10 protein-coding genes are annotated in these 15,562 nt (G+C 74.1%); 1 reads left to right on the forward strand and 9 read right to left on the reverse strand.

The genetic code is table 11. The features are described from left to right. The 9 genes from I601_RS00490 to I601_RS00530 form a co-directional block, all read right to left on the reverse strand. Positions 1 to 1,260, reverse strand: coding sequence for a glycosyltransferase (locus tag I601_RS00490; protein WP_068105064.1), 1,260 nt, complete (start codon positions 1,258 to 1,260; stop codon positions 1 to 3). Further along, entirely contained in the window at positions 1,257 to 2,471 is a 1,215-nt protein-coding gene (locus tag I601_RS00495; protein WP_157519791.1) for an O-antigen ligase family protein, read from the reverse strand. The genes I601_RS00490 and I601_RS00495 overlap by 4 nt, the downstream gene beginning before the upstream one ends. After that, positions 2,468 to 4,069: a hypothetical protein gene (locus I601_RS00500; RefSeq protein WP_068105066.1), complete on the reverse strand. Its 1,602-nt coding sequence runs from the start codon at positions 4,067 to 4,069 to the stop codon at positions 2,468 to 2,470. The genes I601_RS00495 and I601_RS00500 overlap by 4 nt, the downstream gene beginning before the upstream one ends. Continuing rightward, positions 4,066 to 5,649, reverse strand: a complete 1,584-nt coding sequence (locus I601_RS00505; protein ID WP_068105068.1) for a hypothetical protein — start codon at positions 5,647 to 5,649, stop codon at positions 4,066 to 4,068. The genes I601_RS00500 and I601_RS00505 overlap by 4 nt, the downstream gene beginning before the upstream one ends. Further along, positions 5,642 to 7,678: a heparinase II/III family protein gene (locus I601_RS00510; protein ID WP_084527936.1), complete on the reverse strand. Its 2,037-nt coding sequence runs from the start codon at positions 7,676 to 7,678 to the stop codon at positions 5,642 to 5,644. Before I601_RS00510 ends, I601_RS00505 begins: the two co-directional genes overlap by 8 nt. After that, on the reverse strand, positions 7,675 to 9,849 hold the full coding sequence (locus tag I601_RS00515; protein WP_068105074.1) for a bi-domain-containing oxidoreductase: 2,175 nt from the start codon (positions 9,847 to 9,849) through the stop codon (positions 7,675 to 7,677). Before I601_RS00515 ends, I601_RS00510 begins: the two co-directional genes overlap by 4 nt. A gap of 69 nt (positions 9,850 to 9,918) precedes the next feature. After that, complete coding sequence (gene asnB, locus I601_RS00520) at positions 9,919 to 11,829, reverse strand: asparagine synthase (glutamine-hydrolyzing) (RefSeq protein WP_068105077.1); 1,911 nt, start codon at positions 11,827 to 11,829, stop codon at positions 9,919 to 9,921. 3 nt (positions 11,830 to 11,832) lie between these two features. Then, on the reverse strand, positions 11,833 to 13,095 hold the full coding sequence (locus I601_RS00525) for a glycosyltransferase family 4 protein (protein ID WP_068114073.1): 1,263 nt from the start codon (positions 13,093 to 13,095) through the stop codon (positions 11,833 to 11,835). Beyond that, positions 13,092 to 14,411, reverse strand: a complete 1,320-nt coding sequence (locus tag I601_RS00530) for a nucleotide sugar dehydrogenase (RefSeq protein WP_068105079.1) — start codon at positions 14,409 to 14,411, stop codon at positions 13,092 to 13,094. Before I601_RS00530 ends, I601_RS00525 begins: the two co-directional genes overlap by 4 nt. A gap of 386 nt (positions 14,412 to 14,797) precedes the next feature. Between I601_RS00530 and I601_RS00535 the strand changes: the two genes are divergently transcribed. Then, entirely contained in the window at positions 14,798 to 15,553 is a 756-nt protein-coding gene (locus I601_RS00535) for an AfsR/SARP family transcriptional regulator (protein ID WP_068105081.1), read from the forward strand. The last annotated feature ends 9 nt before the right edge of the window (positions 15,554 to 15,562 follow it).

A 15,562-nucleotide genomic window follows, 5' to 3' on the forward strand; every position in this document is an offset into this window, starting at 1 on the left:
TCAGCCCTCCCCTGCCAGGGGGGTACCGGGTTCGACCTGGGTGTGGACCAGAGGTGCATCGGGCTGCCTTCCTGCGGGGTGGTCGAGGGCGAAGCGGTAGATGGTGAGCAGCTGGGTGAGGTTGCGCTCGGGCGAGAACCGTCGTGCCCAGGTCGTGCGTGCCCGGGCACCCAGCGCGAGGTAGTGCTCCGGCGCCCGGTCGACGCCGGCGAGCACCCGGGCCAGGTCGTCGGCGCTGCCGGGGGCGAACAGCGCCCCGTCCCAGCCGTCGCGCACCAGCTCGGGGAAGGAGCCGCGTGCCGGGGCGACCGGGGCCACCCCGTGGGCCATGGCCTCGATGGCCACGAGACCGAAGACCTCCTCCCACGCCGACGGCACGACGGCCACCAGCGCCCGGTCCAGGAGCGCAGCCACCGCGCCCGGGTCGAGGTTGCCGACCACCGAGACGCTCGGGCGGGACGCACCCCAGGCCCGGACCTCGGGCTCGAGCGGACCGCTGCCCGCGACCACGAGACGCAGCCGCGAGCCGGGCCGAGCCGCGAGGTGCCGCTCCCAGCCCTGCATCAGCAGCCGGATGCCCTTGGCCTCGTCCAACCGGCCCAGGTGCACCACCAGGTGCTCCCGCGGCTGGCGCGGGCCTGACGGGGCGCGCACGAAGTTCGGCTTGACGAACACGCGGTCCGGCGGCAGCCCCAGTCCGCGCAGCAGGGTGCGCTGCGAGGAGCTGATCAGCACGTACGCCGCCACCAGCTGCTGCCAGGCCCGCCGGTTGACCAGCAGCCCGGCGGCCACCGGGAGCGTCGCGGCACGGGAGCCGCGGTAGCAGCCGTGCCTCAACCCCGGGGCGACCTGCCCGTCGGCACACTCGTGGCACGGCCGGCCCGCGCGGTAGAAGTCCCCGCTGGCGCAGAGGAGCTTGTAGTTGTGCACGGTGGCCACCACCGGCACCCCCGCGTCGCGGCAGGCCAGCAGCACCGAGGCGCTGAGCAAGGGGAACGTGTTGTGCACGTGGACGACGTCGGCGCGGGTGGCCCGGATCCGCTCGACCAGCTCGGCCCGGACCGCTGCGTTGCGCACGCTGAGCAGGGGCAGCATCGCCTGGCGCGCCACGGGCCACCCGCCGATGTCGTCGCTGCGTCGCTCGAAGGCCTCCACCTCGTGGCCGGCCTCGCGCAGCAGCGACGTCTCCTGGTCGACCACCCGGTTCTCACCGCTGGGCGCGGCCGAGCGGTAGCGCCCGTGCACCACCACGATCCTCACGACGCCTCCTCCCGTCGTTCGGGCATCAGCAGCGCGGCCGCCACCGCCAGGTCGAGCACGTAGGCGGACGGCGCCCCGAGGCCGGTCTCGGTGATGGAGGCGACGGTGCAGTAGGCCACCAGGAACAGCGCGATCGCCCGCTGCGGACCCCGGACGTGGACCAGGGCCGTCAGCAGCAGGAGCAGCAGCACGGCGCCCTGCATCCCGACCCCGAACCAGCCCTGGTCGACGTAGGTGGCCACCCAGCTGCTGTCGATCGGCAGGCCGTCGAAGGACTGGTTGGACAACCCCCACCCGAAGAGGTCCTCGATCCAGGGCCGGTCGATCTCGGCCACGGCGCTCCACACGTTCGTGCGTCCGGTGAGCCGGTTCGCCTCCTCGGCCGACTGGCCGCGCAGCAACCACACGGTGAGCGGCGAGGCGAAGACCACGGCCACGAGCGCCCCGGTCGCGACCGACACCGCGACCGTGCGGCGTACGCGGACGTGGCCGAGGAACAGGCTCGCGGACGCCACGGCCATCCCGATCACCACCGCGAGCAGGGCGGTCCGCGTGTGGGCGGCCACCAGGGGCAGGAACGAGAACACGACCATCAGCGCCGCGTGCCGCCCCACCACGACCCGGCACATCCACAGCAGCAGGGACGTGCCCAGCAGCACCGCGGCGTAGTGGGCGACCTGGGTCGGCGGGATCGGCCAGATGACACCCGAGAGCCGGCCCTGGAAGGCGAAGGCGAGTCCCGGGGAGAGCAGCGCCCCCAGGTAGACGGTCCCGAGGATCACCGAGAGACAGATCCGGTGGCAGCGCAGGAGCAGCAGGTCGCGGCGCCCGAAGAACGGGCTGAGCAGCCACAGCACCAGGATGAACAGCACCATCCGGCCGGCCCGGAAGGTCGCGGAGGCGAAGAACTCGGCGTAGAGGCTGGCGGCGGTGGCGCCGACCGCGAGCAGGGTGAGCAGCACCAGGAACAGCTGGGGGCGCACCACACCACGCCGGTTGGCCACCACCACCAGGAGCAGCGCCAGGGGCAGCGCGCCCTGGGTGAGCAGCTTGGCCAGCGAACCCGGGATCGGGACCACGGTCTGGGTGTCGGCGAAGGTGAGCACGTTGAGGAACAGCGCCCCCCACACCAGCCCGACGACGACCCGGCGGTTGCGGCCGCGCTGGCCTGCGTCGGGCCGGACCAGCCCGGGGCGCACCGCGACGCTCACCGTCCCCACCGCCCGGTGGCGCGGCCAGGAGCGCTGGCGTCGTCCTCGGGCTGCTCGGCCCGACCCAGGCTCTCGTCGTGGCGGTCGGCCCCGACCATCAGCACGAAGGGCAGGCTGAGCCCGGCGACGCGGACCAGCTCCGCGGTGGTGCGCAGCCGTTCGGCGGTGGACCGGCCGGCGGTGACCACCAGCACCATCTGGTCCGCCCACGCGGGCAGGTGCTCGAGCCCGACGGCCGGGTCGGTGTCGACCACGGTGAGCACCACCTCGGCGGACTCCCACGCCTCACGGACGGCTCCCTGGCGCAGCAGTCCCGTCGTCGCGACCCGCGACGGCGAGCCGGAAGGACCCACCGAGCGCAGCGGCACCCCGACGGGGCGCACGACCTCGGGTGCCGGCTGGTCGACGTCGTGGACCACGGCGGCCCACTGACCGGGCACGACGTGCTCCAGACGTCCCCGCTCGGTCAGGTCGACGACGAGCACCCGGCGCCCGTGGAGGGCCTGCTCGACAGCGAACGCACTCGCCACCGTGACGGTCTCCGCGGCGCTCTGGACCGAGCCCAGGCCCAGCCGCACCGGCACTCCCGGCTCGGGCTCGGTGACGACGCCCAGGGTCTCGACCAGCCGGTCCAGCGCCGCCTGACGACGACGACCGGACCACGCCAGCCCGGGCAGCCGGCCGGGGAGACGGCCCACGCTGCACCGCACGGAGGTGCCCAGCGCGAGCGCCACGTCCTCGCGCCGGCGCAACCGCTGGGACAGCAGGGCCGCGAGCAGCACCCAGCCCACACCGACGGACCCACCCACGATCAGGCCCGCGGCGGTGTTCAGCGCCGTGGTCCGCAGCGCGGACCGACCCACCACCAGGCTGGTCGGATCCAGCACCCCGCTGGCTCCGATCACCGCGCCGGTGGTGATGCGGGTCCGCTCGATCTCCTGCTCCAGCTCACTGATCTGGGCGGCGACCTGCGCGCGCCTGGTGAGCACCTCGGACGCCTGGGCCTGCGCCTGCCGGCCACTGCTGCTGAGCACCTCGTACTGGGCGGTGAAGGTCGTGGCCTGCTTGCCCAGCTCCTCGAGCCGCGCCTGGTAGCGGTCGATCTGCGCATCGGCCTGGAGCTCCATGGTCTCGCGCCGGAAGGCCAGGAACGCCTTGCTCAGGGCTCCGGTGCGACGCACCGCCTCCTCCGGGTCGGGGCCCTGGGCCTCCACCACCAGCACGGTGGTGGTGGCCACCGTCACCGTGACCGAGCCCTGGAGCTGCTCCGGCTGCAGGTCCAGGCCCAGGTCGTCGATGACCCTGCTCGCGACCGTGCGGGTGCGCAGGAGGCTGACGTCGGTGTTCATGGCCATCGAGGGGTCGGCCCCGACCGGTTGGGCCAGCAGCAGCGTCACCGTCGCCGAGCTGCTGCTGGGCAGGACCACGGCAGCCGCAGCCCCCAGGACCATGCCCAGCACGGCGACCCCGACCCAGGCCCGCCACCGGCGTCGCAGGGCGTGACGCAGGAAGTGCAGGCTCACCAGGCCGGGACCGGCCTCGTCGAGCTCGGGCTGCTCGGGCCGTTCCGCCTCCACCAGCCACGCGGACGTCCTCATGGCGCCACCCCTCCTCGCAGGCCGGATCTCACCGGGCGCCCGCCCTCGGCCAGGCTCAGCCCGGTCAGTCGGGCGGGCAGGTGCGGCTCACGGACCCGGTCGGGCTGCAGCCGGCGACCCGTCGTGCGGTCGAGACGGTCCGGGTCGAGCACCACGAGACCGGCCACGACGACGTCGGCCTCGTCGACGCTGACCGCCACGCGGGCCAGCTCGACCGCGGTCGCGGTGCCGGCCGAGACCGCCACGACCCCGTGCGTGCCGGGCGGCAGCACGACCTGCCCGGGGGCGGCGCGGTCGATCACCACCATCAGCAGCGTCAGGTCGGCGGGGGCCTCGTCCCGGGTCGGACGGTTGATCCACAGCCGGCTGCGGACCTCGTGCTCGGGGTGCACCCGCGCACAGGCGGCCCACAGACCGGCCGCCGAGTCGTGGCCGCGGTGCGGCACCAGGCGGGTGCTCACGCCGGCCCCTGCGGCGTACGACGCCAGCTGCGGCCCGAGCGCCAGCGCGCCCGGGTCGTCGGAGAGGCTCACGACCGCGATCTCCACGGGGGCCCGGGCGACGTCGTCCTTGTCGTGGGTCTGACCGAGCGGGAAGTCGGCGGGCAGCACGTGGCGCAGCGTCTGGCGCAGCGCCCAGGCGTCCACCGTGCCCGGCTCGTAGCGTCCCAGCAGGGTCCGCCACCCGGCGACGGTGCGCGCCGGTCGGGACACCACGGAGGCCAGGACGGCGCTGCCCAGGGCGTCGGCGATCTCGTCGCGGTAGCGCAGCCGGCGGTCGCGGCGGGCGAACCCGACGAGGACCATCCCCAGCAGGACCACGCCGGCCACCAGCCCGAGCGCCCCGGCGACGAGGCGGCGCACCAGCAGACCGGGGCTGCGGGGCGGCGAGGCCTTCTGGATGAGGGAGGCGGTGTCCCGACCCACGTCGGCCGAGGCGGCCTCGGCGACCTGGTCGATCTGCAGCACCAGGCTGGCCTGCTGGGCGGTGAGCTGGGCCAGCGCGGCCGACATCGCCTTCTCGGCGGCCGATCCGTACGGCTCGTCGTCGCGGCGGTCCGTGGTGGTCCGGATGTCGCGGTCGACGGTGCGCAGGCTCTTGCGCAGCGCCTCCAGCCGGGCCTCACGGCCGGCCTGTGCCGCGTTGCGCAGCCGGGCCGCGGCACTGCCGACGTAGCGCAGCTCGGCGGCGGCCGCCTCCTGCGCCATCGCCTGGGCCAGCTCCGCGTCGGTGTGCCGGGCGGTGAAGCGGAGCACGTCGGGCGTCGAGGCGCTGACCGTGACGTGCTGGGCCATCTTCGCGAGAGGCAGCTCGGGGCTGAGCCGCAGTCCGGCCTCGCCCAGGACCAGGTCGCTCGTGGCGACACGCACCTCGGTCTCGGCGTCACGCTCGGCACGACCCACGCCCGAGTCAGAGGCGAGCGGGAGCAGCACCATGCTCGTGCTGGTGTGCACCGGCGGGCGCCAGGTCGCCAGCGCCACTCCCGCGACGGCCCCCAGCAGCGCAGCCACCGCCAGCAGCCTGAGGTGGCGCCGCAGCACCGACCACACGACCCTCAGGTCGAGTGCTTGCTCAGCCATGTCCCACTCCAGTCCCGCTCGTGCCGAGCGTCTCGGTCGCCCCCATGAGGAGACAGGTGTGCAGCGCCAGCCGGCCCCGGACCAGGCCCCTGCCGACGAGCGTGGTGCTGGGGCAGCGTCGCCCCAGGCCCGCGGAGTACCACCCCAGCGGCGGGTCGCTCTCGCCCTGGTGGGCGGTCCACTCGAGTGCGTCCGGCAGCTGCAGGAGAGCCGTCACCCGGCCGCCGCCGTCCGGAGCGGGCCACCCGAGCCGGGCGAGCGGGCCCTCCAGGCGTACGTCGACGTCGGGGCCGAGGTGGAAGGACGACCGCACCGGGTGCGCCCGGGTGGACGTCACCTCGTCCAGGACCTGCAGCCTCCCCGAGCGACGCTCGAGCGTCACCGTCCGGCTGTGCCGCAGCCCCGCGTCCAGGCGCGCGTACCCGCTGTGGTGCGCCGACCAGACCTGCCGGTCCAGGTCGCCGACCTCGGCGCGGTCCACGTAGGTCCGGGCGTGCGAGGTCCACAGGAACGGGCCGCCCGGCACCGACTGGTCGCAGCCGTCGACCTCGATGGTGTTGTGCGCCGCGGTGGAGCGGAAGTAGTGCCGCCACTGCGGCTCCCCGTGGTAGCAGTAGGTGCCGGGGTCGGCGAGGACGTCGACGCCGTCGTGGCGGACCTCCAGCGACAGCGCGTCGGCGTGGGCGTGGGCGGCCAGGGAGCCGAAGCCGTGCGGTCCCCCGTCGACGCGGCACCAGATCTCGGGACGCTCGTGCTGCGGCGTGCGCAGGAGGGCCAGCCCCGCGTCCGGGAACAGGTCGGGGCGCCGGGACGCGCGCTCAGGGGCGGCCGCGACCGGGCCCAGGAGGCCGCCGGCCAGCGTGCCGACCACACCGCCGTGGCGTCGCGGCCACCAGGGCAGCGCGCCCACGACGGCCCGGCCCAGTCCCAGCAGCTGCTCCCAGGCGTCCTCGGCCGGATCGGTGAGCAGCAGACCGCGCCCCTCGTCGCCGTCGCCGTGCCGTGGGCCGGCGCCGGCGCAGTCGAGGACCGCCGCTGCGGCGTCCACGCAGGACGCCAGTCGAGCGGGGTCCGGGCCGTCCGCCGGGTGCCCGGCCGCACGTGCCTCCACGGCTGCGAGCAGCGCCAGCTCGGTGACGAAGCGGTGGTAGTCGCCGGCCTGCTCGCGGTTGAGCCCGCTGGGGAAGGTGTTGGTGCCGAGGTGCCGGCGCAGCTGCTCACCGGCCTCGACCCGCCACCGGTCGCTCTCCGCGAACCAGGGGAAGGAGCAGGCCGCCACCAGCCTGCCCGCGGCCTCGGCGACGGCGTGGTTGTTCGCCGAGCTGCCCCGGCTGGGGAAGTCGGCCAGGTGCTCCTGGTGCCAACGGATCTGGCGCAGCGCCGTCTCGTCCTCCTCGAACAGCGCGCGCACCCCCGGCCAGTCGTCGAGCAGGCGACGCACCCAGACCCACGAGACCAGCCGTACGCCGAGCTCGATGCCACTGATCCAGTGCACGCCTGCCAGGACCGGGTTGGCCGCCCACCAGGAGCGCAGCTGTCGGGCCACCGCGGTGGCGTACTCCTCCTCGCCGGTGAGCCAGTAGGCGCAGGCGAGCACCGAGAGGTGGTGGTGGCGCGAGAGCTCCCAGACGAGCTTGACGTTGCCGGTGACGGACTCGTCGCGGTGGTCGATCCGGAAGGCCAGGGCGCTCTGCGGCGCGCGGGTGCCCGACGAGGGGTCGAGGAACCAGTCGGGGTCGCGCAGGTCGGTGCGCTCGGTGCCCAGCGTGCTCCACCGACCTGCGAGGAGCTCGTCCGCCGACCGGGTCACCGCCGCGGCGTCGTGCGGCAGCACGCGCTCCCGGACGCCGGCCGGCACGGGTGAGGGGAAGCGGCGCACGGTCCGCAGCCCCTCGGCCGGTCCGGCCGTGCGCGCCGTGCGGCCGTGGGCCAGCACTGCGCGGCGGGCCTCGTCGCCGACCCGGGAGACGACCTCCCGGGTCGACATCCGGGTCAGCCGCCGGGCGTACCAGGACAGGGACGTGCTCACGGCGCCACCCCCGCCACCGTCAGGGTGGTGCGGGTCGTCGTGAGCAGCGACCACGGGTCGATCGGCATCTCGGCCCCGGTGCGCACCGCCGTCACGAACGCCGCCATCGCGGCCCGGTGACCCTTGTCGGGGCCGCCCCGGGACCGCCGTACGTCGTGCCCGCGCGGGGTCCAGGTGCTGGCCCGGGTGAAGTTGTCGAGGTGGGCGCTGCGTCCCCCGCCGTGGACGTCGAGGCTCTCCTTGCCGAAGCGGTGCGAGCCGCCGGTGGCGTAGGTGAGGGTGCCCAGCGACCCTCGGGAGAAGCGCAGCAGCACCGACACCTCCTGGCCGTCGGCGCCGTGCTGGGCCACGACCTGGACCGGCTCGTCCTCGGCCCAGGCGCTCAGGGTGTCGATGAAGTGACCGCCCTCGCCCAGGAACCGGGACCCCTCGGCCTCGTCGAGGTACCAGCTGCCGGCCGCGAGCCGACCGGCGTTGACCAGGTAGCGCATGCTCAGCGGCTCCTCGGCCGGGCCGAAGCGTCGACGCAGGTCGCAGAGCAGGGGCGCGAAGCGGCGGTTGAAGCCGACCATCAGCCGGTCGTTGCCCGTGCGCACCATGGTCTCCTCGACCCGCGAGAGCTCGTCCTCGGTGAGGGCGAGGGGCTTCTCCACGTACACCGCCTTCCCGCTCTCCAGCGCGGCGCAGACCAGGTCGGCGTGGGTGCGGTGCCGGGTCACGATCACCACCGCGTCGAGGCTGTCGTCCTCGAGGACCTCGCGGGAGTCGGTGCCGGCGCTGGCGAACCCGAAGGCGCGCTGGGCGTTGACGCTGGTCAGGGACCTGCTGGTGGCGACGCGCACCAGCTCGGCCGTGGGGTCCTTGGCGAGTCCCGGCAGCAGGAGTGCCGAGGCGTGGCTGCCCGCCCCGATGAAGCCCAGCCGCACCGCCCCCGCGCCCGCTCTCCGCGTGCCGGGTCGAGCGCCGGACCGGGTGTCGGGGCGGACGCTGGGACGGGCGCTGGGATGGGCGCTGGGGCTGGAGGGGACCGGGTCGTCGGACACCGGGTACTCGAGGAGGAAGCCGATCCCGCTCGCGCCGCCGACCCGCAGACGCTCGTAGACCTGGGGCGCCTCGGTCACCGGGTCGATGCTCGAGACCAGCGGTCCCAGGTCGAGGGCGCCCTGGGCGAGCAGGTCCAGGAAGCACTCGATGTTGCGGTGCTCGGTCCAGCGCACGTAGCCGGCGGGGTAGTCGACCCCGTCGAGCTCGTAGCGGTCGTCGTAGCGACCCGGCCCGTAGGACCGGGAGAACCGGACGTCGAGCTCCTTCTCGTAGTAGGCGTTCCACGGCAGGTCCAGGCGGGTCTTGCCGATGTCGACGACCCGCGCCCGGTCGCGGGCCAGCCGGGCGGCCAGCTCCACCGGGCCGTTGCTCGCGCCCCCGGCGGCCAGGAAGACGTGGTCGGCGCCCCGGCCCTGGGTGCTGGCGCGCAGCAGCCCCTCCAGGCGGGCGACCCCCTCGGGATCGGGGCCGGCACAGCCGGCGGCCCCCCCGTCCTCGGCCAACCGGCAGCGGTCCTCGACCGTGTCCACCCCGACGACGTGCACGCCGGCGTGCACGAGGAGCCGGACGAGCAGCTGCCCGACCAGACCGAGCCCGATGACGCACGCGGTCTCCCCCAGCTGGACCTCACCCCGGCGCAGGCCCTGCATCGCGATGGCGCCCACCGTGGCGAACGCGGCGTGCTGGGGCAGCACCCCGTCGGGCACCGGCACGCACAGGTTGCGCGGCACCCAGTTGACCTCGGCGTGCAGCGCGAACTCGTTGCCGGCCGCCGCCACCCGGTCGCCCACCTCGAACCCCTGCACCCCGGCCCCGACCTCCACGACGACACCGCTGAGGGAGTAGCCCAGGGGCGTCCAGCTGTCGAGGCGGGTCCGGGTCTTGCGGTAGGTCGCGACGGCACCCTGCTGGGCGACCGCGTCGACCACCTGGCGCACCTGGTCGGGCCGGGCGCGGGCCTTGGCGAGCAGCGACATCCGGGCCTCGGAGACCTTCATCAGCTCGGTGCCCGTCGAGATGAGCGAGTACGACGTCCGCACCAGCACGCCGCCGGGACGGCAGGCCGGCTCCGGTGCGTCCAGCACCGTGAGCTCACCCGACCGGTAGTTCTGCGCGACGTGCCACATCGTTCCCCCCGTTGGTCCTGTTGGTCCTGCTGCTTGTGCTGCTTGTGCTGCTCGTGCTGCTTCTGTCGATCAGGCGCCGACGCCGGCGGCGCGGGCGTTGCGGTACCACAGCTCCAGGCTCAGCAGCTGCCAGATCTGCTGGGACCGGTCGTGGCGTCCGGTGCGTTGGTCCCGCACCAGCGCAGCCAGTGGTCCCGCGCGCAGGAAGCCGGTCCCCACCAGCTCGCCCGCCAGCAGGACGTCGTCGATGAGCGGACGCAGGTCGTGGGTGGTCCAGGCCCGCAGCGGCGCCCCGAAGGAGGCCTTGGGCCGGTCGACGATCTCGTCGGGCAGCCAGGCCCGGGCCACGGCCTTGAGCCCCGCCTTCTGCACCCGGCCCTCGATCTTCGCGCGCTGCTGGGGCGCGAACGCCGCCGCGAAGACCTCGACGTCGACGAACGGCACCCGCACCTCGGTGGAGGCGGCCATCGAGGCCCGGTCGGTGTAGGTGAGGTTCAGCCCCGGCAGGAACATCCGCGAGTCGGCCAGGCACATCCGCTCGAGGTGCTCCTCGAGGTCGGTGTCCTCATAGGTGCGGCGGTGGTCCTCGAGCAGGCCGTCCACCAGACCGCCCAGGTCCGGGTCGAGCAGCCCCAGCAGCCCCGCGCGGTCGTGCATCGTGTAGCTGCGGCGGAAGGCCTCCTCCTCCGGCAGCCCGGCGAACGACACGAACCGCTGCGCCCACCTGACCGGGCGCAGCCCCCGGCCGGCGAGCGCCACCGGCATCCGACCGACGGCCGGCGCCAGGACCCGCTCGCGCAGCGGGCCGGGGATCCGGCGCCACCGGGTCGCCAGCAGGTTCGCGAGGTGCTTGCGGTAGCCCCCGAACAGCTCGTCGGCGCCGGTGCCCGAGAGCAGCACCTTCACCCCGGCCTCCCGGGCGGCCTGGCACATCAGGAACGTGTTCAGCGCGGCCGGGTCGCCGACCGGCTCGTCGAGGATGTCGACCATCTGCGGCAGCAGCTGCACCACGTCCGGGCCGATCTCGATGTCGTGCAGCCGGACGCCGAGGTGGTCGGCGAGGCGTCGGGCGTAGTAGGCGTCGTCGGGCATCGCCTCGAGCCGCCGGTCCTGGGCCCGGAACCCGATGGTGTAGGCCTCCAGCGAGGGATCGGCGCGGTGGGCCAGCGCGGTGATGATGCTGGAGTCGAGCCCGCCGCTGAGGAAGGTGGCCACCGGCACGTCGGCCACCAGGTGCGCTTCGACGGAGCGCTCGATGCAGTCGGCGAGGTCCACCGGGGCCCCGGCCGCTGCCCGGCCGGCCTCCTCGGTGCTGCTCCAGAAGACCCCCGTCCGGGTGCTGCCGTCGGGCCGGTGCTCCGACCAGGTGCCGGGCGGCAGCTTGTGCACGCCGCGCACGGCGTCGCACTCGGTGGGCAACCAGTAGTAGAGGGTCGAGGCGACCATGCCGGCCGGGTCGACCTCCAGCTCGGGTCCCAGCGCGTGCACGACGGCCTTGAGCTCGGAGGCGAACACCACGCCCGCACCCCGGCGCAGCACGAAGAGCGGCTTGATGCCGAACGGGTCCCGGGCCAACGTCAGCCGGCCGGTGCGCTCGTCGTGCACGGCGAAGGCGAACATCCCGCGCAGCTTCGGCAGGCAGGCGGTCCCCCAGGCCCGCCATGCCTCCAGCACGACCTCGGTGTCCGAGGCGGTGCGGAACCGGACCCCGCGGCCCTCGAGGTCCGTGCGCAGCTCGCGGTAGTTGTAGACCTCGCCGTTGTAGCTGATCGTCAACCCGTCCTTGACCAACGGCTGGTCGGACGGCGCGCCCGGGTCGATGATCGACAGGCGACGGTGGGCCAGGACCACGCTGGTCGACGGGTCGACCAGCTCCACGAGGCCCCGGGCGTCGGGCCCGCGGTGGTCGAGCCGCTCGGCCATGGCGGCCACGACGAGCTTGCCGTCCTCCTGCTGGTAGGCACCGGCGATCCCGCACACCGCTCAGCCCTCCGTCACGCGGGAGCCGGCGGCGGAGGCATCGACGCGGGCCGCGCAGCCGATGAGGTCCTCGACGACGCCGAGGTAGGTCTCCTGCTGGTGCACCCAGGCCAGCTCCTGCTCGACCCGCTCCCGGCCGGTCCGCGACATCTCGACGCGACGGGCGGGGTCGTCGAGCAGCTCGACCAGCGCCCTCGCGTAGGCCTCCGCGCCGCCGTCGGCAGCGACGTACGACGCCGCGCCGGCCGCCGACACCCGGGTCTCGGGCAGGTCGAAGGAGAGCACCGGCAGCCCGAGCGCCATGTACTCCATGGTCTTGTTCATGGTCGAGACGTCGTTGAGCGGGTTGCTGGGGTCCGGCGAGAGACCGATGTCCGCCGTCGACAGGACGGCGACCATGGTGGCGTCGGAGACCCGGCCGGGCAGCTCGACCACGTCCTGGAGACCGCAACGGTCCCGCTCGGCCACGAGGGCGGCCCGGCTGTCACCGTCGCCCATCACCGTGAAGGCGACGTCGCGCCGTCCCCACCGGTTGACCAGGAGGTCCGCCGCGGCGATGACGATGTCGACGCCGTCCTGGGGGCCCATCACCCCGAGGTAGGCCACCAGGTGACGGTGTCCGCGACGCAGGGCCGGGTCGGGCTCGACCGGGCGCAGGCGCTCGAGGTCGGGGCCGGTGCGGACCACGCTGACCTCGCTCGCCGGCTTGCCGCCACGCTCGACCGCGACCTCGGCGTACGACGTGTTGGTCGACACCACGTGGTCGGCCGCCAGGAAGGTCTGGCGCTCCAGGGCCAGCAGCCCGCGCAGGGCGAGTCGTGAGCCACCCTCGAAACGGGACCGGAAGAGCTCGGGGCACAGGTCGTGGTGGTCGAAGACGAAGCGGGTGCCGTCCCGCAGCCGCAGCCACCAGGCGATCGGCCAGAAGATGTCGGGCGGGTTGCAGGCCTGCAGCACCGCGAAGGGACCGCCCCGCCGGGCGCGCAGCACCAGCCACAGCGTCGCGAGGAAGGAGTAGGCGTACTCCAGCACGAACCCGAGCGCACTGCCGCCGGGCGCGTAGGGCCGGTAGCCGTGGATGCTGACCCCCTCGACCACCTGGAACCGTCCGGTCCCGCTGCCGCGGGGGCACACGACGCTCACGTCGAGGCCCGCACGCGCCAGCGTGCGGCACTCCAGCCACACCCGTCGGTCGAAGGGCACCGGCAGGTTCTGCACGATGATCAGGACCCGCGCGCGCTCCGCTGTGGCACGCTCGCCCCTCACCACCCCGTGCCCCCGTAACCGGCCAGTGCCTCGACGTCGGCGCCCAGGGCGCCGTGGAGGTCGATCACCATCGGCGGCGCCGCGGCGACGAGCGCCGCACGGCTCTCGGGCGAGGCGCACGAGACCACCGCGATGTCGACCCCGGCCAGTGCCTGCTCCGGGGTCGGCGCCAGCAGCCGACTGAGGTGCGGCAGGCGGGAGGCGAGGTGGGCCCGGTTCTCCCCCACCAGGTCCTCGGGCACCAGGACCGGGTCGAAGATCGTCACCTCGAAGCCCTTGCCGACCAGCCGCTCCGCCAGGTCCACGCTGGGGCTCTCGCGCACGTCGTCGGTGTCGGCCTTGAAGCTGAGCCCGAGCATCCCGACCCGCCGGTGGCCCGTCACCACGATCCGGTCGACCACCTCGCGCACCACCAGCTCGTTGCTGGCCAGCGTCCCGAAGAGCAGCGGCACGTCCACGTCGCTCTCGCGGGCCATGTGGTGCAGCGAGCGCAGGTCCTTGGGCAGGCAGGACCCGCCGAACGCGAACCCGGGGCGCAGGTAGGCCGCCGCGATGTTGAGCTTGTGGTCCTCGCAGAAGATCTCCATCACCTTGCGGGCGTCGACGCCGTAGGCCCGGAACACCCGCGCCACCTCGTTGGCGAAGCTCACCTTGGTGGCGTGGAAGGCGTTGCAGGCGTACTTCAGCGCCTCCGCGGTGCGGACGTCGACCTGGTGGCTGCCGGCGTCGAGGAAGGCGAACAGCTCCTCGAGCTGGGCGCGCGTGCCCGGGTGGTCGGTGCCCACGACCAGGAACGGCGGGTCGTAGAAGTCGGCGACCCCGCAGCCCTCGCGCAGGAACTCCGGGCACATCGCGGTGCCCACCTCCCAGCCGTCGGCCAGGGCGTCGGCGAAGGCCGGGACCACGACCTGGTCGCCGGTGCCCGGCGGCACCGTGGAGCGCACCACCACCGAGAGGAGCCCGGACGCCGGAGGCGTCGCATGCGGCAGGGCCGCACGGACCTGGCCCAGGGCACGGGCCAGGAACGCCAGGTCGGTCTCGCCGTGCAGGCCCGACGGTGTGCCCACGCACACCAGGCACACCTCGGCCCGGTCCAGCGCCTCGGCCATCTGCGTCGTCGCGGTGAGCCGCCCCGAGGCGACGCCGGCGGCGATCAGCTCCGGCAGGCCCGGTTCGACCACCGGGCTGCGGCCGGCCGCCAGCAGCGCCACCTTCCCCTCGTCGACGTCCACGCCGGTGACGACGTGACCTCGCGCTGCCAGTCCTGCGGCCGTGACCGCACCGACGTACCCCAGACCGACGATCGTTACCCTCATGTCTCCTCCAGCCCGCGTGGGAGCGGCACCGGGGTGCTCCCAGCGGCGCCGCGACCATCGTGCGGCGGCTGCACGGGGCGATCTCCGACCCGGCGGGGCAATCCCCCGAACTTGGGTAGACCCCCCACCGAGGGGGCAGACGGGCTCGTCCCCTATCTGGGGGATGTGGTGTTCACCGCGGCCGCGGGACCCTTCTGGATGAGGCCCGTGGACAGCGAAGAGGCCCTCCGGGACGCAACATCAGAGTTGACCACCGGGTGACGAGGCGTAGAGTCGAAAGTGCGGTCAGACCAGCGCTGCAACTCAGACCCGCTCGACCGGGGTCTTTTTCTGGGGGACACACCGTGAACAGGAACTCAAATCTCGGGACCATCAAAGTGCGGCTGTTGGACGACCTCGCGGTCGTCCTCGCAGACGGCACCGTCGTCGGCGCGTCGGTCTGGCGCACCGGGAAGACGATGGACCTCCTGCGGATGCTGGCGATCAACGTCGAGCGTCCGCTGCGCACCGAGACGGTCATCGAGCGCCTGTGGCCCGACGCCGACCGCGAGCGCGGACGCGGGAGCCTGCGCACCGCCGTGAGCGAGATCCGTCGCACCCTCGGCGACAAGGAGCGACTCGTGCGCGTCCACGACAGCCTGGTGCTCACCGGGGTGTGGGTCGACGTGGCGGCCTTCGAGACGGTGGCGGCCCGGGTGCGGGCGCTGCGCCAGGCCGAGCGCCACCAGGAGGGCATGCGAGCGGCGTTCGAGGGAACCGAGCTCTACCGGGGCGACCTGCACGCCTACGACGACGACCACCCGTGGATCTGCACCGAGCGCGACCGCCTGCAGCTGCTGCACCAGGACTTCCTCACCGACGCCGCCGAGTGCGCCCTCGCCTGCGGCTGCCACCGCGAGGCGTGGAAGCTCGCCACCACGGTCCTGCACGTCGAGCCGACCTCCGAGGTCGCCGTGCGGACCGCCATGGCGGCACTCGCCGGCCTCGGCGACACGGCCCGCGGCCTGCGGGTCTACGAGGAGTTCCGTCGCTCGCTGGTCGAGGAGCTCGGGGTCGACCCCTCGTCCCGCACGCAGGCGATGCACCTGCAGCTGCTGCGCGGGGAGGACCCCAGCAGCGCGGACCGGCTCGAGCAGGGCTGACCTGCTCGA

Origin of the sequence: Nocardioides dokdonensis FR1436, from assembly GCF_001653335.1 — a bacterium.
Classification (GTDB): domain Bacteria; phylum Actinomycetota; class Actinomycetes; order Propionibacteriales; family Nocardioidaceae; genus Nocardioides; species Nocardioides dokdonensis.